Annotated in this window: 19 protein-coding genes; 6 read left to right on the top strand and 13 right to left on the bottom strand. The window is 68.6% G+C overall.

Annotated features, from left to right (window positions below; genetic code table 11):
• Window positions 1-183: 183 nt before the first annotated feature.
• Window positions 184-390 carry a cold-shock protein gene (locus ACYQ5L_RS02085; protein ID WP_019044597.1) on the bottom strand — a complete coding sequence of 69 codons (207 nt, stop codon included), beginning with the start codon at window positions 388-390 and terminating at the stop codon, window positions 184-186.
• Between the two features lie 453 nt (window positions 391-843).
• Between ACYQ5L_RS02085 and ACYQ5L_RS02080 the strand changes: the two genes are divergently transcribed.
• Window positions 844-3,222, top strand: coding sequence for a DEAD/DEAH box helicase (locus ACYQ5L_RS02080; RefSeq protein ID WP_459963297.1), 2,379 nt, complete (start codon window positions 844-846; stop codon window positions 3,220-3,222).
• 388 nt (window positions 3,223-3,610) lie between these two features.
• Here the strand turns inward: ACYQ5L_RS02080 and ACYQ5L_RS02075 are convergent, their stop codons facing one another.
• From ACYQ5L_RS02075 to ssd, 7 genes are all read right to left on the bottom strand, one after another.
• Window positions 3,611-3,943: an Rv3654c family TadE-like protein gene (locus ACYQ5L_RS02075; RefSeq protein WP_459955123.1), complete on the bottom strand. Its 333-nt coding sequence runs from the start codon at window positions 3,941-3,943 to the stop codon at window positions 3,611-3,613.
• A gap of 86 nt (window positions 3,944-4,029) precedes the next feature.
• The gene (locus tag ACYQ5L_RS02070; RefSeq protein ID WP_459955121.1) at window positions 4,030-4,344 is read right to left on the bottom strand and encodes a TadE family type IV pilus minor pilin; all 315 of its coding nucleotides are present in this window, start codon (window positions 4,342-4,344) and stop codon (window positions 4,030-4,032) included.
• Window positions 4,345-4,364: 20 nt separating this feature from the next.
• A complete protein-coding gene (locus ACYQ5L_RS02065; RefSeq protein ID WP_459963296.1) occupies window positions 4,365-4,568 on the bottom strand; it encodes a DUF4244 domain-containing protein in 204 nt (67 codons plus the stop codon).
• A 66-nt stretch (window positions 4,569-4,634) separates the two neighbouring features.
• Window positions 4,635-5,228 carry a type II secretion system F family protein gene (locus tag ACYQ5L_RS02060; protein ID WP_459955120.1) on the bottom strand — a complete coding sequence of 198 codons (594 nt, stop codon included), beginning with the start codon at window positions 5,226-5,228 and terminating at the stop codon, window positions 4,635-4,637.
• 111 nt (window positions 5,229-5,339) lie between these two features.
• Window positions 5,340-6,152: a type II secretion system F family protein gene (locus ACYQ5L_RS02055; RefSeq protein ID WP_459955119.1), complete on the bottom strand. Its 813-nt coding sequence runs from the start codon at window positions 6,150-6,152 to the stop codon at window positions 5,340-5,342.
• Window positions 6,153-6,729: 577 nt separating this feature from the next.
• On the bottom strand, window positions 6,730-7,914 hold the full coding sequence (locus ACYQ5L_RS02050; RefSeq protein WP_459955118.1) for a TadA family conjugal transfer-associated ATPase: 1,185 nt from the start codon (window positions 7,912-7,914) through the stop codon (window positions 6,730-6,732).
• Window positions 7,911-9,023 carry a septum site-determining protein Ssd gene (ssd, locus tag ACYQ5L_RS02045; protein WP_459955117.1) on the bottom strand — a complete coding sequence of 371 codons (1,113 nt, stop codon included), beginning with the start codon at window positions 9,021-9,023 and terminating at the stop codon, window positions 7,911-7,913. Before ssd ends, ACYQ5L_RS02050 begins: the two co-directional genes overlap by 4 nt.
• A 359-nt stretch (window positions 9,024-9,382) precedes the next feature.
• Here ssd and ACYQ5L_RS02040 point away from each other — a divergent pair, with 359 nt between their 5' ends.
• Complete coding sequence (locus ACYQ5L_RS02040) at window positions 9,383-10,183, top strand: HAD family hydrolase (protein WP_459955116.1); 801 nt, start codon at window positions 9,383-9,385, stop codon at window positions 10,181-10,183.
• Window positions 10,184-10,828: 645 nt separating this feature from the next.
• On the opposite strand, the gene ACYQ5L_RS02035 is transcribed toward ACYQ5L_RS02040, so the two are convergent.
• The 5 genes from ACYQ5L_RS02035 to ACYQ5L_RS02015 all read right to left on the bottom strand — a co-directional run bounded on the left by ACYQ5L_RS02035 (window position 10,829) and on the right by ACYQ5L_RS02015 (window position 17,013).
• On the bottom strand, window positions 10,829-11,575 hold the full coding sequence (locus tag ACYQ5L_RS02035) for a Fic family protein (RefSeq protein ID WP_459955115.1): 747 nt from the start codon (window positions 11,573-11,575) through the stop codon (window positions 10,829-10,831).
• 160 nt (window positions 11,576-11,735) lie between these two features.
• Window positions 11,736-13,424 carry an ABC transporter ATP-binding protein gene (locus ACYQ5L_RS02030; RefSeq protein WP_459955114.1) on the bottom strand — a complete coding sequence of 563 codons (1,689 nt, stop codon included), beginning with the start codon at window positions 13,422-13,424 and terminating at the stop codon, window positions 11,736-11,738.
• A gap of 5 nt (window positions 13,425-13,429) precedes the next feature.
• The gene (locus ACYQ5L_RS02025; protein ID WP_459955113.1) at window positions 13,430-14,419 is read right to left on the bottom strand and encodes an ABC transporter permease; all 990 of its coding nucleotides are present in this window, start codon (window positions 14,417-14,419) and stop codon (window positions 13,430-13,432) included.
• Entirely contained in the window at window positions 14,412-15,338 is a 927-nt protein-coding gene (locus ACYQ5L_RS02020; protein WP_459955112.1) for an ABC transporter permease, read from the bottom strand. The genes ACYQ5L_RS02025 and ACYQ5L_RS02020 overlap by 8 nt, the downstream gene beginning before the upstream one ends.
• Before the next feature lie 70 nt (window positions 15,339-15,408).
• The gene (locus ACYQ5L_RS02015) at window positions 15,409-17,013 is read right to left on the bottom strand and encodes a peptide ABC transporter substrate-binding protein (protein ID WP_459955111.1); all 1,605 of its coding nucleotides are present in this window, start codon (window positions 17,011-17,013) and stop codon (window positions 15,409-15,411) included.
• A gap of 372 nt (window positions 17,014-17,385) precedes the next feature.
• On the opposite strand from ACYQ5L_RS02015, the gene acs reads away from it, so the two are divergent.
• The 4 genes from acs to ACYQ5L_RS01995 all read left to right on the top strand — a co-directional run bounded on the left by acs (window position 17,386) and on the right by ACYQ5L_RS01995 (window position 22,329).
• The gene (acs, locus tag ACYQ5L_RS02010) at window positions 17,386-19,332 is read left to right on the top strand and encodes an acetate--CoA ligase (RefSeq protein ID WP_459955110.1); all 1,947 of its coding nucleotides are present in this window, start codon (window positions 17,386-17,388) and stop codon (window positions 19,330-19,332) included.
• Between the two features lie 237 nt (window positions 19,333-19,569).
• Window positions 19,570-20,796 carry a Na+/H+ antiporter NhaA gene (nhaA, locus tag ACYQ5L_RS02005; protein ID WP_459955109.1) on the top strand — a complete coding sequence of 409 codons (1,227 nt, stop codon included), beginning with the start codon at window positions 19,570-19,572 and terminating at the stop codon, window positions 20,794-20,796.
• A 40-nt stretch (window positions 20,797-20,836) separates the two neighbouring features.
• Complete coding sequence (locus tag ACYQ5L_RS02000; protein WP_379204218.1) at window positions 20,837-21,352, top strand: phage holin family protein; 516 nt, start codon at window positions 20,837-20,839, stop codon at window positions 21,350-21,352.
• Between the two features lie 23 nt (window positions 21,353-21,375).
• Entirely contained in the window at window positions 21,376-22,329 is a 954-nt protein-coding gene (locus tag ACYQ5L_RS01995; RefSeq protein WP_459955108.1) for an alpha/beta fold hydrolase, read from the top strand.
• Window positions 22,330-22,334 lie beyond the last annotated feature (5 nt).

Here is a 22,334-nt window from a genome sequence, read left to right as displayed (position 1 = left end):
CGGCTGGGGCATGCGGCGGCGACTAGATATCGCTGCCAGGAACGTTTATACCGTCTGCATTGGCCGCACTCGTGTTGCAGCGACGATATGGCCCCGGGTCGTGATCGAGTGTAATGGGTCCAGATATGGGTCGTCCCCCACCGCCGGAGGCGATGGGGGACGGAACCCTGTGGGTAGGCCCGCTCAGCTGAGCGCGCGAACACCGGTGGCCTGCGGGCCCTTGGTGCCCTGGCCGACCTCGAACTCGACCTTCTGGTTCTCCTCGAGGGTGCGGAAGCCCGTCCCCTGGATCTCGGAGTAGTGGACGAAGACGTCAGCGGAGCCGTCCTCGGGCGCGATGAAGCCGAACCCCTTCTCCGCGTTGAACCACTTCACAGTTCCCTGTGCCATTCTGTTCCTTCTCTTTCCATACCGGAACGGCGGACAAGTAGGTTCGTCCACCGGGTCCGTTCCGAGCGCTGTACTCTGTTCCCCCTGCAGGAAAGCCTCTAGTACACCGTTCGCAACATCGATCCTGCTGATGGTTTGGACTTTGGATCCGTTCCCTCGAACACAGAAGCTTGCGACCAGGAACCAGTGAACCATGTCTTCGCGCAATTCAACAGCTGAGTTACCCACAATTTGCAAAAAAGTTGATCTTGCGAATGCGCAGGTGAGGGGCATAATGCCCAAATCCGTACTTGAAGTTGGTTTGCTTCCAGATAACAGAGCGAGCATCTGGCAAACCGGGTGTGAGCCAGGCCGCTACTCTGTAGTGAAATGGCAGGTAGAGGACCGGACATACACACGTTTCGCACCCCCTGCGCGTGTCGCGGCGCCGCACCGATGAAAGCAGCCGACTCCATGAGCCGCGCGGGCGCGGAAAGCCACCACTCCTACGGTAGATCGTTGCTGAATCGTGTCCTAACCGGGGGTGATGCCGGTGACCCCCGCCTCACCCATGTCACGGAGCTACCGTCACGTGCTGCTCAGGTCACGAAATGGCCCGAATGGATATCCGCGGACGTGATAGCTGCGGTGCACGCCACCGGGGTGGAGGCGCCCTGGATTCATCAGAGCCGCGCCGCCGACCTGGCCTTTTCCGGGCAGCACGTGGTGATCTCGACCGGCACCGCATCCGGGAAATCGCTCGCCTATCAACTGCCCGTGCTCACCGCATTACAGGCGGATCCGCGGGCCACCGCGCTGTACCTTTCCCCGACCAAGGCGCTCGGGGCCGATCAATTGCGCGTGGCAACCGAGCTGACCGGGGCGGATGCGCTGCGCAGCATTCATCCGGCCCCCTATGACGGCGATACGCCCGCCGAGATCAGGCAATGGGTGCGATCGAACGCACGGTGGGTTTTCACCAATCCGGACATGCTGCATCTGGGCATGTTGCGCGGCCACGAACGGTGGGGACGGCTGCTGCGGCAATTGAAATACGTCGTGGTCGATGAATGCCATACCTACCGTGGGGTTTTCGGATCGCATGTGGCGCTGGTCCTGCGCCGGCTGCGGCGAATCGCCGCGCGGTACGGGGCGGATCCGGTATTCGTGCTGTGCTCGGCGACCACCGCCGAACCCGCCGACACCGCTTCCCGGCTCATCGGCGCGCCGTGCACCGCGGTCACCGAGGACGGCTCGCCGCAGGGGGCGCGGACGGTGGCACTGTGGGAGCCGCCGCTCATCGGCGCGGGCCTGACCGGGGAAAACGGTGCGCCACTGCGCCGGACCGCCGGGGCCGAGGCGGCCCAGGTAATGGCCGAGCTGGTGGCGGAGGGCGCGCGCACGCTCACCTTCGTGCGGTCCCGGCGCGGCGCGGAGCTCATCGCCATGGACACGCGGCGCATGCTGGCCGAGGTCGACCCGGCGCTGCCCGAGCGGGTGGCGGCCTACCGGGCCGGATACCTCGCCGAGGACCGGCGCGCACTGGAGAACGCGCTGTCGGAGGGGTCTTTGCTGGGCGCGGCCACCACCAACGCGCTCGAACTCGGCGTGGACATCGCCGGGCTGGATGCCGTCGTGGTGGTGGGCTATCCGGGGACGGTGGCCTCCTTCTGGCAGCAGGCCGGGCGGGCCGGGCGGCGCACCCAGGGGTCGCTGGTACTGCTCATCGCCCGTGACGACCCGCTGGACACCTACTTGGTGCACCATCCGGAGGCGCTGCTCGGGCGGCCGCTGGAAGCCAGCATCACCGATCCGCACAACCCGTACGTGCTCGGCCCGCACCTGCTGTGCGCGGCCATGGAACAGCCGCTCACCGATGCCGAAGTGCTCGAATTCCGGGCCTGGGAACTGCTGTCCGACCTGGCGCGACAGGGTGTGATCCGGCGGCGGGCCGGCGCCGCCCGCGATGGGTCGGCGCGCTGGTTCGTCACCGCGGACGCGCATCCGCACGATGCGGTGGACGTGCGCGGCGGCATCGGCAGCGCCATCGCGGTGGTCGATGTGGAGACCGGGCGCATGCTGGGCACCACCGACGCCGGGCGCGCCCCGGCCACCCTGCATCCGGGGGCGGTGCACCTGCACCAGGGCGAGAGCTATGTGGTCGACGAGCTGGACCTGGAGGAAGGCGTGGCGCTGGTGCACGCCGAGACGCCCGGCTGGACGACCAGCGCGCGGGCGCTCACCTCCATCGAGATCGAGGCCACCACCGCCGAGCGCGAGCACGGACCGGTCACCGCGGCCCTGGCGAATGTGCTGGTCACACGGCAGGTCGTGGGGTATCTGCGGCGGCTGCCCAGCGGCGAGGTGCTCGATATGGTGCCCCTCGACATGCCGGAGCAGACGCTGCCGACCCGGGCCGTGCTGTACACCGTCACGCCGGAGTTGTTGGCGCGCGCGGGAATCGACGCGCGGCAGGCGGCGGGGGCGCTGCATGCCGCCGAACACGCGGCCATCGGCCTGCTGCCGCTGGTCGCCACCTGCGATCGCTGGGATATCGGCGGCGTGTCGACGGCCGAGCACCCGGATACCGGGCTGCCCACCGTCTTCGTCTACGACGGGCACCCGGGCGGGGCGGGCTTCGCCGAGCGCGGGTTCGCGCGGCTGCGGCACTGGCTGGCGGCCACCCGCGCGGCCATCGAATCCTGCGCCTGCGCGGTCGGCTGCCCCTCCTGCGTACAGTCCCCGAAGTGCGGGAACGGCAATAGTCCGCTGGACAAGGCGGGGGCGGCGCGCCTGCTGCGGGCGGTGCTGGCCGAGCTCGGCGATGGTGACGGCGATCACGCCGAACCGTGACCGCGCCGTCGCCGGAGCGAGGCCGAAGCTCTATCCGACCGGGCGGTCGGCACTCGGCAGCTGAACGGTATCGGGGGCGTTCTCGAGGGGCTCGTTGCGAGCCCCTCAGGGCGTAGCGCATAGCCGAATAAAAAGGGATGTGATCCTGTTAACTGGAGAGTTGCTCCGTTCGATAATGTCGATTACGCATTTACCTGCGAATTCATTCGAATGCGACTTCCGGAACGAATTGGAAAGTGATCGGTACCCAATCCTTTCGGCCGGGACTTTCATCCATTTCAGGTATCGATCGACCGTTGATGTGGCCCGCGCCATCCAATTTCTAACCAACCGCTCGGTACGAGATAGTGGCCGTCATTGCCATTACGCCAACGACTACTCCCCTCTACTACTCCGCATCGTCGATCGGTCCGGCCCGCGCCATGGTGCGCACGACTCGAGTGCCGAGCGGACCGAGCGCCAATCGCGCCTCAACGGTGACCGTCACATCCCAGTCCGCCGCGACGCAGCCGACCACCCGCATGGCCATGCGACCGGCGATCTCCTCGGCCCGCGCACAGGCCGCCGCCGTACCGCCCACCAAGTCGTGCGCCGCCGCCAGCGCCGCCAGATCCGCCGCGGCCTGCGCCCGGTGACGGCCCGCCACCGCCACCCCGACCTGCGCCACCAGCAGCGTCACCGCCAGCACCGCGAGGACGGCCAGGCATGCGGCCACCGTCACACCCCCGGCCTCCCCGCGACCGCGCGAGGCCCCGGGCCGGCGGCGGCTCATCGGCCTCCACCGATTCTCCGATCCGCCGTGGATTCTCATCGCTCCGCCTCGGGTTCCCGGGCGGCGACGGCCTCGGCGCGCAGGGTCAGCGGCAGCAGCGGCGAGCGGGCGCTCACCACCGCCACCACCAGGTCACCATCGGCGCGCACCGTGATCTCGGCCTGCGGCGGGGCCACCCGCGCGGCCGTGGACACGGCTCTCGCGTCATCGCCCCGCGCGGCCAGCCGCGCGGCCTCCCGGGCGGCGTCGACGCAGCGCACCTGCGCGGCCGCCGCCAGGAGCGCGCCCGCACACAGCACGAGCACCGCGACCAGTGCCGCCAGCGCGAGCGCGGCCTCGACGGTCGCCATGCCGCACTCGCTCCGGGCGCTCAGCCGACCTGGGTCTTCAAGGCCTTGTCGATGATCTTGGTCAAGGCATTCACAATGCTGTCGCCGGTGACCACCGCGTACAGCACGGCCCCGAAGGCCGCCGCGGCAATCGTCCCGATCGCGTACTCCGCCGTACTCATCCCGTCCTCGCCCACCGCCGCGCTCAGCAGCCGCCGCCGCAGTCCCCAGCCGAGATTTCGCACCGTCGATCCCACGAGACTCCCCTTCCTCGAATCCGATGCGGCGGTTCCGCACCGGCACAGTCGTATTCACATCAACCCCCCGCCGAGCACCCGCCCGGCCAAGCCGATCACCACCGGCACGATCCCCAGGCACACGAAAGCGGGCAGAAAACACAAACCAAGCGGTCCCCCAATCAGCACACCGGCCCGCTCGGCCCGCGCCGCCGCCGCATCCTCCACCGCACCCCGGCGCTGCTCCGCCAATTCCGCCACCGCCCCGGCCAATCCGGCCCCCGACCGAGCCGACCGCCGCGCCATCCGCACCAGCGCCCCCGCCCCCTCATCCGCACACCCCGCCCCCGCCTGCTCCCACGCCGTCACCGGATCCGCCCCCAGCGCAAGCAGATCCGCCGTCCGCCGCAATACGGACCGCAATGGTTCCGGCGCACCCGCGGCCACCGCACCCGCCGCGGCAGCAGTCGGCAGACCCGCCCGCAGACAAGCCGCGAAGAGATCGAGCGTCCCCGCCGCACCGAGCGGATCGACGGCCGCGCCGCACCGAGCCCGCGTGGCACCGGCGGGCGCCGCAAGCAACCGCAGCCGCCGCCGACCGGCCACGCGCCCCGGCCAGAGCAGCAGCGCCAGCGCGACCAAAGCCACGGCCCCCGAGAATCCATTCACCGCAACTCCTTCCGAACCGCTTCCACACACCGGCCTTATCGCCCCGGCACAGCCGACTCGCCACATGACTCGCCCAGCGACCTGAAAACGGCTCCTCGCAGGACCTTCTGGTCATCGCAGGACCTTCTCGGTGATCGCGTCGGTCCACAGCAGACCCGTGCAGGCCAGGGCCACACCCAAGGGCAGGAGCCATGTGCCCACCGGCGAGGCGAACAACACATGCAGCGGAGCCGCGCCCATCAGCTGCCCCAGTCCGATGCCGAGCGCGGGGAGCACAGCCAGAACCGTAGCCGTGGCCCGAGCGCCGGCCAGCCCGGCTTGCGTGCGGTCGCGAAATCGCCGGCGTCCCACCAAGTCCACCCGCGCCGCCGACAACAGTTCCGCCAGGGCCAGGCCGTGCCGTTCGGCCACCAGCCAAGCGTCCGCGATTCGTGACAGCTCCTGCGAGACAACCGCTCCCGGTCTGCGCAGCCCCTCGGCCCCGGAACCGCCGAGCCGGCTGCGCGCGGCGCTCACCGCGAAGGCGCAAGCCACCTCACCACCCGTCTCCCGCGCCGCGGCCGCGGCCGCGGCGCTCGGATGCGCACCGACCCGCAACTCCCCGATTACCGCCTCCAATCCCTCCACTAGTCGCGAGATCTCCACTGACCGGCGCCGCTCGAGCGTCCGCCGCCGCCACCGCAGTCCAGCCGTCCCCGCAACGAGCGCCGCCGCGATCAGCGGGCCGATGCCGACCAGCAGGAGGACGAGCGGTAAGACCACCGCACCCGACCGAATCGACCAGGACGTCCAAGGCTTTCGGCTACGCCGAGCCGGCCCGAACACCCGAGTGAAACGCCGCCGGGCGGCCGGGTCCGGCGCCACCAACAGGGCAAGAGCCAGACAGCCCAGAATCGTTTCCGAATGCCCCAGCACCGATGTCATTGCCTCCGACCCGCCTCCGGGGCACGCGCTTCGCTCTCACGAGCCAGCTCACCCCCGCATACCAGCGTCCAACACGGACTCGGCCCGGCCCCCTGCGCCGGCCCGGCCGCTCGACGAGTCCGGCACCTTTCGAGTTCATCTGCCGCACAGGGCACATGACCAACCGGCAATTCAGTGCAGCCGGGGCGAAGCTTGCTTTCCTGGTCGTGCCGGCCATCGAAACCGGCTGGCGTGCTGGATGCTTGGCGGACGGGCGGACCGGACGGCCTGGCTTCGTCGGCCGGTTTGGCCAAGGAGACCCGAGAGTTGGGGTGAAATTCGGTTTTGCGTGGATGAGATTGCAGTTGTATGAACATGGGGTGACTTACGTCACTTGACGAATCTGGTGTCCGATTGGCGGAATTTGTCGGCTCGGGGGCGGGGCCTGCGCAGATGTTTCGCCAACCGGGGCGGGGTGATGAGGAGTTGGGGTGACGCCAGCCGAAGAGGCTGGTGCAGAGTTGGGCGGAAGGGCGGCAGGCGGCTTCGGGTGGGCAGCAGGGGATCTGGTGTGGGTCGTCCGGGCGGAGTGGGGGCTTCATTGGTGCGTCCTTTCGTCGAGGAGGGTGGCGAGGAGGCCGGATGCGGGGGCTGGGCGGCCGTCGGCGGTCCAAGCGGGGGTGATGCGGACTTCGGTGGCGGCGCGAGTTACCAGGCCGATTTCGCGGAGGGTGCGGGCGCCGTCGGGGTGGCGGTGGACGTGGAGGACTACCTGGATGGCCGCGGCTAGTTGGCTGTGGAGGGCCGCGCGGCTCATTCCGCCCAGGGACGCAAGGGCTTCCAGGCGGGCGGGAACCTCTCGAGGTGAGTTCGCGTGTACGGTCCCGGCGCCACCGTCGTGGCCCGTGTTCAGGGCCGTCAGCAGGTCGACCACCTCGGCGCCGCGCACCTCCCCCACGACAATGCGGTCGGGGCGCATACGAAGGGCTTGGCGGACGAGATCGCGGACCGTTACCGCGCCGGCGCCCTCGACGTTCGCGGGGCGGGCGACCAGGCGCACCACATGGGGATGGGGCGGGGCGAGTTCGGCGGCATCTTCGACACAGATAATGCGTTCGGCCGCATCCACTTTGGCGAGGAGTCCAGACAAGAGGGTTGTCTTTCCCGCGCCGGTGCCGCCCACCACCAGGAAGGCCAGGCGGGCGCGAATTATGCGCTCCAGCAAGGCTTTCGCCTCGACGGTGACCGCACCGGCGGCAGCCAAGGCATCCAGGCCCTGGGAGGCGGGGCGCAGGACCCGCAACGACAGGCAGGTGCCGCCGTGCGCGATGGGCGCGAGCACGGCGTGCAGGCGGACGCCGAACGAATTACCCAGGGCTGCTTCGGTTCCGGAGAGGCGGCCGTCGACCCACGGTTGCGCGTCGTCGAGGCGGCGACCCGCGGACAGGGCCAGGCGCTGCGCCAGGCGGCGAACGGCGGCCTCGTCGGGAAAGCGCACCGAGGTGCGGCGCAGGCCACGGCCGCGGTCCACCCAGACCGCATCGGGGGCGGTGACGAGGACATCGGCGACCTCCGGATCGTGCAGGAGCGGTTCCAGCGCACCGGCGCCGGTCATCTCGGTCTGCAACAAGCGCAGCGCGCGCAGCAGATCGGTATCGCCCAGTACGCCACCGGCTTCGGCGCGGATGGCGGCGGCCACCTGTGCGGGCTCCGGATCCTGCGCGCATTCGGCCAGCCGTTCCCGCACCCGCTCCAGGAGCTCGGCTGTCACCAGGCCGCTCATCGCCTTGCCGCCGCGGCGGGTACGCGCGAGCGCGGCTCGCCGGCCGCGCTCAGTGCGGCGAGGACGGCTTCCGCGGCGAGACGGAGCGGGCCGCGGCGGCGGACGGTGAGGCCGGTGTGTTCCAGGCGCTCGGACAGGCGCGGCTGAGGCGGGACCGAGGCGAGCAGCGGGAGACCCAGCACCTGGGCCACCTCGTCACCGCGCAGGCCGCCGGGGGCGGGGCCGCGAACAATCAAGTGCACATTGGGATTTCGAGCGACCGTGTGCGCTGCCACGGATTCGGCGGCCGCCACCGCGCGGAAGCGGGCGGGGACCACCAGGATGACGGCATCGGCCGCATCCAGGATCTGATCGGCGTGCGGGCCGCGTTCGCTGGACAGATCACAGACCACGAGATCCCCGGCGGATCGGCCCGCCTCGACCACGGCCCGCACCGCGGCGGGCACGAGTTCCGTTGCGCGGGCGCCCCTTCCGCAGGAGAGCAGGGATACCCCGCCGGATGCGGGCAGCGCCTCGTGCAGGGCGGACGCGGCGATCCGCCCGTCCTCGATCACGAGGTCGGGCCAGCGCAGGCCCGGCGTGTTCTCCATCCCCAGCAGCAGCTCGAGCCCACCGCCGAACGGGGCCGCATCCACCAGCAGGGTGCGTTCGCGGAAATGCCCAGCGGCCGTGAGGGCTACGGCCGAGGCCAGGGTGGACGCGCCCGAGCGGCCGCAGGCGCCGGCCACCGCGACCACCGCGCCGTCACCGCGTCCGCGCTGGTCACAGGCGGCGAACGCGGCGATCAGGGCGTCGGCCGCGGCGGGCAGGGCGAGCACCTGCTCGGCGCCGGCCGCGGTGGCCGCCTGCCAGTCGAGCAAACCCGGTTCACCCTCGGTCACCAGGAGAATTCCGGCACGGCGCGGGTGATCGGCATTCGCACAGGCCAGTGCCGCGGGGGTGTCCAGGATGACCGCCGCGGCGGTGGTCCAGGCATGCCGGCCCGGGGGTGGGACGCCCTCGTCGAGGGGACGGTCGGCGGCCGCCGCGATGCGGCGCACCTCATCGCGCAACCGGGGGTCGGAGAGCAGGGCGAGGGCCCGGGCCGGGCCGGTGGCATCGGAATTCATACAGGTCAGCGTCGCCCTCCGCGCAGACCGGCGACAGCGGCTCCGCGGCGAGTGTGGACAACACGCGACCTGTGGATAAAAAAGCGGCGAGTGGGGTGTGCCGGAACTGTCCGGAAATAGAGGACGGCCCCAGCCGGGGGGGGAGGAGGCTGGGGCCGTCGGGTTCAGCCCCGGGGGGTCGGGCTGAACGCGCCTGGACCATGTCCAGGTATCTGCGATACTACACCCAAGCCCTGGCACGTTTGCAAGTCCGCCGGGCGAGTCTTTTTCCCGCCTATCCGACCCGGTTTCCGGCTGGCTAACTCGGGCAATTGCCCCATGACACACCTCCCCGGCCGGCGAAACATATTCTGGAGCCCATGACGGCCGAACGCGGACGAGTCGCCGCCTTCTTCGATCTCGACAAGACGGTGATCGCGAGGTCCAGCGCCTTCGTGTTCAGCAAGCCGTTGATGGACCAGGGCCTGCTGAGCCGGCGCGCGGTGCTCGAAAGCAGTTACGCGCACTTCCTGTTCCTGCTCTCCGGTGCCGACCACGACCAGATGGATCGCATGCGCGAGCACCTCACCAAGATGTGCGCGGGCTGGGATGTGGACCAGGTGCGCTCGGTGGTGAACGAGACGCTGCACGACATCGTGGACCCGCTCATCTACGCCGAAGCCGCGGATCTCATTGCGGACCACCGGATTCGGGGCCACGACGTGGTCATCGTGTCGGCCTCGGGCGAGGAGGTGGTGGCGCCGATCGCGGCCGCGCTGGGCGCCGATCACTTCGCCGCCACCCGCATGGTCATCGAAAACAACAAGTACGCAGGCGAAGTCGAGTTCTACTGCTACGGCGAGGGCAAGGTCGAGGCGATCCAAAAGCTCGCCGCGCGCGAGGGATACGAGCTCGCGCGCTGCTACGCGTATTCGGACTCGGTCACCGATCTGCCCATGCTGAGCGCGGTCGGGCATCCCACGGCGGTGAATCCGGACCGGGCGCTGCGCCGGGAGGCGGTGGCGCGCGGGTGGCCGATTCTCACCTTCTCCAACCCGGTGTCGCTGTGGGCGCGATTGCCGCAGCCCTCGACCACGACGGTCGCGGCGAGCGTGGCGGTGGGGCTGGGGGCGGTGGCGGCGGGGGCGTTGAGCTACCGCCTGCTACGCCGCAAGCGGTGATGCGCCGCGGCTCTCACCGGCGAAACGCGCGGATGCAAAATCACGCGAACACGCCGGATATTGGAAAGTTTCCCCAGCTCTTGATGTGGGGGCGGTCACAGAGTAACAATGGATTCACGGAAGGACGGAAGGCCAAGATCGGATCGGAAGAGAAGATCCCATCTCCCGACCCACCCTTCCCAGCACGGACACCAGGCACCCACGCGGAGCACGCCGCGACAAGGGCATGAGTGTTGTGGGCCTGCGTTATCCGCGGATTCGACGGCAAGGGCCTCGCGTAGATCGCGGGGATGAACCGGCGGAACGTGGAGAGCTCGCCGAGGCCGTAGACACAACCCGATAAGCACGCTTGGTAACCGGGTAGTCCGTGCTAGCGGGCGGTGAGGTCGCATATGCGGCAACGCCGCCCGCTTTGATGAGAACAACTCTCGTAACTCTCAGGGGCTTCGCCCCCGAACCCCCAACGACTCCCTTGGGAGCTCCGCCCCCAAACCCCCGCGGACTCTCGCCGGCCCTACGCGAGCCCCGCCGACTCTCGACGACCCGCCCGAACTCGCCCACCGTCAAGGGGTGCCGACCCCCCGGTTGATATGGCGACTGCGCGCCTCGAACCGGTGCACAGGGTTTCGAGTAGTTCAGGGGTATTTACCCAACCGCCGCGTCGGCGATCGACTTGGCTTCGCGGGCGCCGTCTTCCAAAGCGCCGCAGGTGAAGATCACCCAGCCGCCGACGCCTTCCGGGGTGCCCATGCCGAAGGCGGCGGCGGCATCGAGGTAGGGCTGGCGGCGGCGGAGCCAGAAGACTTCGGGGACGCCGAGGCTGTGGGGATCCAGGCCGCTGGATACGGAGACCAGGCGGGAGGCGGCGCGGGCGACTATGCCGTCGGCGGTGCCGAAGGGGCGTAGGGCGAGGAGTTCGCCGTGGACTACGGCGGCGATTACGGGGGCGGGGGCCTTGGTGGTGACGACCGTTTGGGCCAGCAGGTCGAGGCGTTCGGCTACGCCGGGGACGTTGCGGGGGCGGCCCAGTTGTTGTTCGTCGTCGACGAGGTCGGCGGCGGCGAGGAGGTGGAGGCGGGCCAGCGCCTGGAGGGGGGCGCGCTGCCAGACGGTGACGAGGTTGGTGAGGGCTTCGCCGTCGAGGGCCTGGCCGACGCGGAGGGCGCCGGCGAGGATGGGGTCTTCGACCACGCCGTCGGCGGGGATGTCGATGGTGCCGCCCTCGATGGCCGCGGAGGAGCGGGCCGCGCGGACGGCGGCCTCGGCGGCGGTGGTCGGCCAGCCGCGGCGGTTCGTCTTGTGCCGGTGCACTTCGGCGAGGGCGTCGCGGGCCTTGTCGGCGGCTTCGCGGACGCCGGGCAGGTCGACGAGGGGCTGTAGCGGGTCGGTCACGAAATAGGAGGCTACCGAGCCGGGGGGGTGGGGACAGCCGCCGCCCGCCATGCAGTGTGGTTGTCACCCGCCGCACGCGGCCGACCACCGGCCCACCGCACGAGCCGACCACCGCCCGCCGCGCGCGGTGTGAGAGATCCGGCGCGGCGGGTGGCAGTCCTCAGGAGGCGAGCAGGTCGCGACCGGGGATGGCGTCGAGCAGTTTGCGGGTGTAGTCCTGCTGCGGGTTGTCGAAGACCTCGGTGGTGGCCGCGGCTTCGACGACCTTGCCCTGTTGCATGACCACGACATTGTCGGCGATCTGGCGGACCACGGCCAGATCGTGGGTGATGAACAGGTAGGACAGGCCCAGCTCGGCTTGCAGCTCGTTGAGCAGGGTGAGGATCTGGGCCTGCACCAGCACGTCGAGGGCGGAGACCGCCTCGTCGCACACCACCACCTCGGGCTGCAGGGCCAGGGCCCGCGCGATGGCGACGCGCTGGCGCTGGCCGCCGGACAGCTCGTTGGGGTAGCGGCGCATGATCGAGGCGGGCAGCGACACCTTGTCCAGCAGATCCCGGACGGTGGCCTCGCGTTCCTTGGTGGTGCCGATGCCGTGGGTGCGCAGCGGCTCCTCGATGGTGCGGTAGATCGAGTACATGGGATCCAGGGAGCCGTAGGGATCCTGGAACACCGGTTGCACTCGCCGCCGGAAGGCCAAGGCGGCCTTGCCCTTCAGCTTCGCCACCTCTTGGCCGTCGAAGTTCACCCGGCCGGAGGTCGGCTCCAGCAGGCCCAGGACCATTTGCGCCACAGTGGATTTGCCCGAGCCGGATTCGCCCACGATGGCGGTGGTGGTGCCGCGCCGCACCCGGAAGGACACTTCGTCCACGGCTTTGAGCGGGGTGGACTTCCACGGGGTGCTGCCGCGCACCTGGAACACCCGGGTGAGCTTGTCGGCGATCACCACATCGTCGGGCGTCTCGGTGAATCCGGTATCGGCCTCGATGAGCTGCCCGGCCATGCGCTCGGCCTGCTCGCGCACCTCGGCGCGCTTGCGGACCGAGGACAGCCGCTGGGAGGCCAGCGAGGGCGCGGAGTTCACCAGCTTCTTGGTGTACAGATGCTGCGGGTCGCGCAGAATCCGCAGTGCCGGACCGGATTCCACGACCTTGCCGCGGTACATCACCACCAGGTGCTCGGCGCGTTCGGCCGCCAGACCCAGATCGTGGGTGATGAGCAGGACCGCGGTGCCGAGTTCCCGGGTGAGCCCTTGCAGATGGTCCAGGATCTGCCGCTGCACGGTGACGTCGAGCGCCGAGGTGGGCTCGTCGGCAATGAGCAGTTTCGGCCGGCAGGACAGGCCCATGGCGATGAGCGCGCGCTGGCGCATACCGCCGGAGAACTCGTGCGGATACTGGTTCACCCGCCGCGCCGCATCGGACATGCCCGCCTCTTCGAGCAGTTCGATGGTGCGCTTCCTGGCCGCTTGACCTTTGGCGATCCCATTGGCCTCCAAGGTTTCCCGAATCTGGAACCCGACCTTCCACACCGGGTTCAGGTTCGACATGGGGTCCTGTGGCACGAAGCCGATGCCGCGCCCGCGCACCGCGACGATCTCGTGCTTGGAGGCCTTGGCCAGATCCTTGCCGTCGAAACAGATGGAGCCTGAGGTGATCTTCCCGGTGCCGGGCAGCAGGTCGACGACGGCGTGCGCCGTGGTCGATTTGCCGGAGCCGGATTCGCCGACGATGGCCACGGTCTGGCCGGGGTACACCGTCAGATCCACGCCGCGCACCGCCGGGGTCTGCTTGCCCTCGGAGGTGAAACACACGTTGAGATCACGGACTTCGAGCAGTGGCCGATCCATGGCCGTCACCTCTTCCGGGCCTTGGGATCCAGGGCGTCGCGCATGGCGTCGCCCAGCATGATGAAGCTGAGCACGGTCAGCGCCAATGCCGTGGCGGGATAGAACAGGATGGCGGAGGTGCGAATCTCCTTCTGGTTGGCCGCGATATCCGCGCCCCAGGACACGACGTCGCGGGACAGGCCGACGCCGAGGTAGGACAGCGTGGCCTCGGTGACGATGAACACCCCGAGCGAGATGGTGCTCACCACGATCAGCGGCCCCGCCGCATTGGGCAGCACGTGCCGCACCAGGGTCCGGAAACTGGAGACGCCCAGCGCCTTTGCCGCCGTGACGTATTCGCTGTTCTTGGCCTGGATCACCGAACCGCGCGCGATGCGCTGGGCCTGCGGCCAGCTGAACGAGGCGAGGATGATCATGACCGTCCAGATGGTGCGGGTCTCCAGCACCGTCATGAGCGCGATGGCGATGAGCATGAGCGGCAGCGCGTAGACGATCTCCGCGAGCCGGGACATCAGCGAGTCCAGCAGACCGCCGACGTACCCGGCGACCGCACCGAGGGTGCCGCCGATCAGCACGAACAGAATGGTCGCGCCGACACCGCAGATGACCGAGGCCCGCGCGCCGTAGATGGTGCGCGCGTAGATGTCGCAGCCCTGCTTGTCGTACCCGAACGGGTGTCCCCCGCCGGGTGGATCCATGCTGAAATCGCCGCTGCAGAACCGCGGATCCTGACCGGTGAACAGGCTCGGCCAGGCGACGATCAGCAGCACCAGCGCGATGAGCAGCGCGGCGGCGATGAAGATCGGGTTGCGCCGCAACTGTTTCCACGCCTCGCGCCAGACGCTGGTGGGCGGGGCGGTCTCGTCCAGCCGGTCGGTGGCCAGCACCTCCACCTCGTCCGGCGGGGCCACGAAGTGTTCCTGTCCGGGTCGCGGGTCCCGCTCCTGGTCCTGGTCCGGATTCTTCTGAATGGATATCGCCGTCGGTTCAGGCATAGCGGATCCTCGGGTCGAGTGCGGCGTACAGCAGATCGACGATGACGTTCGAGATCAGCAGGATCACGATGATCACCGTCACGAACGCGACCACCGTGGGCGGTTCGCCGCGGGTGATCGCCTGGTACAGCGTCCCGCCGACGCCGGGGATATTGAAGATGCCCTCGGTGACGACCGCGCCGCCCATGAGGTAGCCGAGGTCGGCGCCGACGAAGGTGACCACCGGGATCATCGAATTGCGCAGGATGTGCACCACGATGACGCGGCGCCGGCTCAGTCCCTTGGCGGTGGCGGTGCGGACGTAATCCGCACTCATGTTCTCCGCCACCGAGTTCCGGGTCAGCCGCAGCACATAGGCGAACGACAGTGAGCCGAGCACGAACGCGGGCACCAGCAGATCGGTGAAGCCGGCCTTGCCGCCGACGGTCACCGGCGCGATCCCCCACTTGACGCCCAGCAGGAACTGGGCGAGGAAGCCGACCACGAAGATGGGGACGGCAATGATGACCAGGCTGACCACCAGCAGGGTCGAGTCGAACCACTTGCCCTTGCGCAGACCGGCGATCAGGCCGAAGCCCACGCCGAACACCGTCTCGATGACGACGGCCATGAGGGCCAGTTTGATGGTGATCGGGAAGGCCCGCGCCAGCTCGTCGCGCACCGGGCGACCGGAGAACGACGTGCCGAAATCGAAGGTCACAATGCCCTTCAGATATTCCCAATACTGAATGAAGAAGGGCTGATCCAGGTGATATCGAGCCCGTAGGGCGGCCTCGACCGCCGGGGTCATCTGCCGTTCACCGGCCAGCGCCTGAATGGGATCGCCGGGCAGGAAGAACACCAGGGTGTAGAGCAGCAGCGTCGCTCCGAGAAATACCGGAATCATCTGGAGCAGCCGCCGAATGACGTACCAAACCATATTTCACTCCGATGCCAGGCGGGGGCCGTGCCGCACACCGGAAGGGTGTGGGCACGACCCCCGCGAGCGGCTATTTCTCGATGTTCTCGAAATCGAACAGGCCGGACCAGGTGACCTCGGCCTTGCTGACCTTGTCCGAGCGCCCGGCCGCGACGTTGTAGTCGAAGATCGGGATATCGGCCATGTCCTTGAACAGCACCTGCTGGGCCTGGGCGACCAGATCGTAGGCGGCGTCGGTGGTCGGCGCGGCCTGCGCCGCGGCGAGCAGCCGGTCGAATTCCGGGCTGGAGTAGTGCGTGTTGTTGGTGCCGGAACCGGTCAGGTACAACGCGGTCAGGAATTCGAACATGGACGGGTAGTCACCCTGCCAGCCGTACCGGAACGCCTTGCCGATGGTGTTGTTGCTGATCTCGTCGCGAATGTTCTTGAACGTCGGGTACGGCACGCCGACGGCCTCGATGCCGAGCACGTTCTTGACGCTGTTGGCGACCGCTTCGACCCAGCCCTGGTGACCGCCGTCGGAGTTGTAGGCGATCTCGTACTTGCCCGACCACGGCGAAATGGCATTGGCCTGCGCCCACAGCTTCTTCGCCTCGTCCGGATTGAACTTCAGCACCTCGGAGCCGGGCAGGTTCTCCCGGAAGCCGTCCAGGGTGAAGGCGGTGAAGTCCTGGGCGGGCACGCGGGTGCCCTGGAAGATGTTCTGCGCGATCTGTTCCCGGTTGATGGCCATGGAGATGGCCTTGCGCCGCAGCACGCCCTCCTCGCCCGCGAAGTGCGGTGTGGTGGGCTGGACGCCGATGTGCTGGCTGTAGGCGATCGGCTTGGTGATGGCGCGGTCGCCGAGGTCCTGCTTGTAGGAGGTCAGCGCGGTCTCGGGGATGACGTCGAGGGCGTCGAGGTTGCCGGCCAGCAGATCCGCGTACGCGGTGTCGTAGGACTGGTACATCACGAACCGCAGGCCCTTGTTCTTGGCCGGGCGGCCGCCCTTGTAATCCGGGTTCGGCACCAGGTCGATCTGCACGTTGTGCTGCCAGGCGTCGGGTCCGGCAAACTTGTAGGGACCGTTGCCGATCGGGTTGTTGCCGTAGGCGTCCATGTCCTTGTAGGCCGATTCGGGCAGCGGGTAGAACGGCGCGAAGCCCAGTTGCAGCTCGAAGTCGATGGAGGGCGACTTCAGGTCGACGGTGAAGGTCTTGTCGTCGATCACCTTCAGGCCCGACATGGTCTTGGCGGTGGGCGGATCCGCCGAGACCTCGTCATAGCCGGCGATGGAGGCGAAGGCCCAGTTCTGCTTCTGGCCGTTGGTGCCCAGCGCGCCGTAGTTCCAGGCGTCGACGAACGACTTGGCGGTCACCGGGGTGCCGTCGGTGAACTTCCAGTCCGGCTCCAGGGTGATCTTGTAATGCTGCCGGTCGGTGGTCTCGATGGACTGCGCGACCTCGTTGTAGGCCTTGCCCTCTGCGTCGTAGTACTTCAGGCCGGCCCACAACCGGTCGACCACGCGACCGCCCATATTCTCGTTCACATTGGTCGGCACCAGCGGGTTCTGGGGCTCGCCGCCGTTCACGGTGACAATGTCGGAACTGCCGCCGCTGTCGGAGGAGCAGGCCGTCAATGACAGGCTCGTGGCCAGGGCTGCCGCGGCCAAGGCGGCAATCATCTTTGCTCTCAACGCATTCTCCCGATTTCAGGAAGGACGGGCCCGTCGGTGCGCACGGGGGTCCGCCAGTCCGCACCGAAAGGTCGTCTTAGGTGAATCGGACAGTAGCCATCCGGCCAGCGGTTCGCAGCAGATCGCGTCGGGTTTGTTCAGCTTGTTAGCAAGACAGCAACACGCACGACCCAAAACTCCCTGCTTGGGTGACACTCTGCACACTTCGCGCAACGTTCACGATTCGATCATGAATGACCGTTCAGGCTCAGTGACCGAACCCCGGATCCACCTGCCGGGACCCGAACGCGGCACAGGTCACAGTCCGTTAGGGTCGAAACGTGGCCGTGGTCACCACCCCGGCCGAAGCGCATGCGAAAGAAGAGACGAGAGATGACCGAAACCGCCGATCACCTGGATGCCTATCCACCGAGCGCTGAGTTCGCCGCCTCCGCCAATGCCGATGCGTCTCTCTACGATCGGGCCGCCGCGGATCGGAATGCGTTCTGGGCCGAACAGGCCCGACGGCTGCACTGGCATCAGCCCTTCACCGAGGTGCTGGACTGGTCCGATGCCCCCGTAGCCCGCTGGTTCGGCGACGGCAAGCTCAATGTGGCCTACAACTGCGTGGACCGCCACGTCCTCGACGGGCACGGCGACCAGGTGGCCATCCACTGGGAGGGCGAGCCGGGCGATTCCCGCGCCCTCACCTACCGCGATCTGCTGGCCGAGGTGTCGAAAGCCGCCAACTACCTGACCGAGCTGGGCCTGAACGCCGGCGACCGGGTCGCCATCTACATGCCGATGGTCCCCGAGGCCATCGTGTCCATGCTCGCCTGCGCGCGACTGGGCCTGACGCATTCCGTCGTGTTCGCGGGCTTCTCCCCCAGCGCCCTGCGCCAGCGCGTCGATGACGCCGAGGCGCGGCTGGTCATCACCACCGACGGCCAGTGGCGGCGCGGCAAGCCCGCCCCGCTCAAGGCCGCGGTCGACGAAGCCCTTGCCGCCGACGGCGATTCGACCGTCGAGCACGTGCTGGTGGTGCGCCGCACCGGCATCGACACCCCGATGACCGAGGGCCGCGACCTGTGGTGGCACGACACCGTCGCCAATGCCCCGGACCAGCACGAGGCCCGGGCCTTCGACGCCGAGCACCCGCTGTTCATCCTCTACACCTCCGGCACCACGGGTAAGCCCAAGGGCATCCTGCACACCACCGGCGGCTATCTGACCCAGGCCGCCTACACCCATCACTACGTCTTCGACCACAAGCCGGGGCAGGATGTCTACTGGTGCACCGCCGATATCGGCTGGGTGACCGGGCACTCCTACATCGTCTACGGCCCGCTGGCCAACCGCGCCACCGAAGTGGTCTACGAGGGCACCCCCAACTTCCCCGATGAGCACCGGCACTGGCAGATCGTCGAAAAGTACGGTGTCAGCATCTATTACACCGCCCCGACGCTGGTGCGCACATTCATGAAGTGGGGCAAGGAGATTCCCGGGGCCCACAACCTGTCCAGCCTGCGCCTGCTGGGCTCGGTGGGCGAGCCGATCAATCCGGAGGCCTGGCGCTGGTACCGGGATGTGGTGGGCGGCAACAAGACCCCCATCGTGGACACCTGGTGGCAGACCGAGACCGGCGCCATCATGATCTCCCCGCTGCCCGGCGTCACCGCCGCCAAGCCCGGCGCCGCCATGACCCCGCTGCCCGGCATCTCCGCGAAGGTCGTGGACGAGGAGGGCAAGCCGGTCGAGCTCGGCGAGACCGAGGCCAATGGCTACCTGGTGCTCGATCAGCCGTGGCCGTCCATGCTGCGTGGCATCTGGGGTGATCCGGAGCGCTACAAGTCGACGTACTGGGAGCGCTACGGCGAGCAGGGCTGGTACTTCGCCGGCGACGGCGCCAAGCTCGACACCGACGGGGATCTGTGGGTGCTCGGCCGCGTCGACGATGTCATGAACGTGTCGGGCCACCGCATCTCCACCGCCGAGGTGGAATCGGCGCTGGTCGGCCACTCCGGGGTGGCCGAGGCCGCGGTGGTCGGCGCCTCCGACGACACCACCGGTCAGGGCATCGTGGCCTTCGTGATCCTGACCGCCGAGGCCAAGGACACCGGCGCGGATCTGATCAACGAGCTCAAGGCCGAGGTCTCCCGGGAGATCAGCCCGATCGCCAAGCCGCGCGAGATCCACGTGGTGCCCGAGCTGCCCAAGACCCGCTCCGGCAAGATCATGCGCCGCCTGCTGCGGGATGTGGCCGAGGGCCGCGAGCTCGGCGACACCTCCACGCTGGTGGATCCGAACGTCTTCGAGGCCATCCGGGCCAGCAAGGCGTAACCGGGCCGGCCGCGGGCGCGATTCGGCGCAGCCATCGGAAAACCCCCTCACGACCGAGTCGTGAGGGGGTTTTCGCATGTCCGCGGTCAGGGCGAACCGGACGCCCCGTTAAGATTACGTAGGAATACAAAAGGTGTGCCGGGAAGTCTGGTCGGCATGCGGTAGTGCATCGGCCGGAAACTTGGTGGATTCGCATGCCGCTGGTCTTGTCGAACGTCCGGCCGAAAGGTGCGCCCCGTGTTCTCCCACGTCCGCTCCGAGCTCACTCGTTATCTGCGAACCGAAACCTTCGGTGGCGCACTGCTCCTCATCGCGGCCGCGATCGCCGTGCTGTGGGTGAACTCGCCGTGGGGAGCCGGATACACCACCATGGTCGAGACCCGGCTGGCGATTCCGGCGCTGCATCTGGACCTCACCCTGGCCGACTGGACCAAGGACGGCCTGCTCGCCATCTTCTTCTTCGTCGCGGGCCTGGAACTCAAGCGCGAGCTGGTGGTCGGCGAGCTGGCCGACCGCAAACGCGCCGCGCTGCCGATCATCGCGGCCGTGGGCGGGGTGCTCATGCCGGCGCTGATCGCGCTGGGGGTGGGCTGGGGCGTGGACGGCATGGACCGGGGCTGGGCCATTCCGGTCGCCACCGATATCGCCTTCGCGCTGGCCGTGCTGGCGCTCACCGGCTCCCGGATCCCGGCCAGCGCGCGCGTGTTCCTGCTGAGCCTGGCGGTGGTCGACGATCTGATGGCCATCATCCTGATCGCGGTGCTGTTCACCACCACCGTGGCCTTCCTCTGGTTGCTGGTCGCGGCGGCCGCCTTCGCGGCCTGGTCCTTCGGGCAGTCCAAGCGGTGGAGCAGCCCCTTCCTCTATGTGCCGCTGGCCCTGGTGGCCTGGTACGCCTTGCACGAGGCCGGAATTCACCCCACGCTGGCCGGCGTCATCCTCGGCTTGCTCACCCGGGTGCGGCCCGATCCGGACGAGGACGAGCACTGCGTGCCCGCCGCCAATCTCGAGCACTTCTTCCAGCCCATCTCCGCCGCGGTCTGCGTACCGCTGTTCGCGCTGTTCGCCTCCGGCGTGCCGCTGGATTCGGAAGTGTTCTCGCAGCTGTTCACCAACCGCCTGTCGCTGGCCATCATCGTGGGCCTGCTGGTCGGCAAGACGCTGGGCATCTTCGGATTCAGTTGGATCGCGGTGCGACTGGGTATCGCCGAGAAGCCGGGTGATCTCGGTTATCGGGACATGTTCGCCCTGTCGGTACTCGGGGCGATCGGCTTCACCGTTAGCCTCTTGGTGGCAGAACTCGCACTGGAGGACGTCGGCGACGGCTCCGCGGCGGAACTCGCAAAAGCGGCAGTGTTGCTGACGTCATTGGCGGCTTCCCTGGCCGGTTCGGCGCTACTGTTGCGTCGGGGCCGTGCCCACCAGGCACTACGTGACGAGCGGGCACTGCTAGAACAAGAGTGAGTTCACGGGCAGTACCGGGACATGGAGAAGGGTCGAGCAATTGAGCTTCACACAGGGCGGTAACGGACAGGACTTCGGCCGCACCCGCACCATCACCTCGATTCCGTTGTCCGATGTCGACGCCCATGGCTCGGCGACCATCGGAACCCTGGTGCGCGATGCGACCGAGCAGATGTCGACGCTGGTGCGCGCCGAGGTGGAACTCGCCAAGGCGGAGGTGACCGGCGAGATCCGCAAGGGCCTGCAGGGCAGCATCTTCTTCATCGCGGCGCTGACGGTCCTGCTGTTCAGCTCGTTCTTCTTTTTCTTCTTCCTCGCCGAGCTGCTGGACGTGTGGGTGTACCGCTGGCTGGCGTTCCTCATCGTCTTCCTGTCGATGATCGTGACCACGGCCGCGCTGGGCTTCTTCGGCTATCTCAAGGTGCGCAAGCTGCGCGCCCCGGAGAAGACCATCGAATCGCTGAAGGAGGCGAAGACCGTGCTGCCCAGCGGTTTCGGCGGCTCCGCCGACCACGGCGCGGACGTGTCGGTGGAACTCGGCAAGTCCCGGCGGTAGGTCCTCGACTACGCTTCACCGGCGTGTCGTCGAATTCGCTGCCGGATCCGTCCGCCGTCCGCTACGACGGACCGTGGACCCATCGGGACGTGCATGCCAACGGCATTCGCTTCCATGTGGTCGAGGCCGTCCCCTCCGGAGCGGCCGCCGCCGATCCGGACCGCCCATTGGTGGTGCTGCTGCACGGTTTCGGCGATTTCTGGTGGTCGTGGCGGCATCAGCTGACCGGTCTGGCCGAACGCGGCTATCGCACGGTGGCGGTGGATCTGCGCGGCTACGGCGACACCGACAAACCGCCGCGCGGCTATGACGGCTGGACCCTCGCCGGTGATGTGGCGGGCCTGATCCGCGCCCTCGGGCACACCGAGGCCACCCTGGTCGGCCATGCCGAAGGCGGCCTGGTGTGCTGGGCGACGGCGGTACTGCATCCGCGGGTAGCCCGCTCCATCGGGCTCATCTCCTCACCGCATCCGGTGGCTCTCAAACGCGCCGTGCTGCGCGATCGCAGGCAGCGCCGGGCCTGGCTGCCCAACTTCCTGCGCTATCAGGCGCCGCGCTATCCGGAGCACCTGCTCACCGCGGACGACGGCGCGGAGCTGGAGCGCCTGCTGCGCCGCCGCGCCGGCGAACGCTGGTCGGCCACCGCGGAATTCGCCGACACCGCGGCGCGCATGCGCACCGCCATCCGCATTCCGGGCGCCGCGCACTGCGCCCTGGAGTATCAGCGCTGGGCCTTCCGCAGCCAGTGGCGTCCCGACGGCGCGCGCTTCATGTCGACCATGCGCGAACCCGTGCGCATTCCGGTGCTGTCGCTCTACGGCGCCCACGACCACTACATCCTGTACTCGACCATCCGCCGCGGCGCGGATCTCGCGCCGCAGCGCCGGGTGGTCCCGATTCCCGGCGCCGGGCACTACGCCCACCAGGAGAGCCCGGAGGCGGTCACCGCCGAGCTCGCCGGACTGCTGGCCGGCTGAGCCCC

It is taken from the genome of Nocardia sp. IFM 10818, assembly GCF_054655275.1.
Note: the sequence above shows the minus strand (reverse complement) of the source record. Positions and strands in the feature narration are given on the sequence as shown.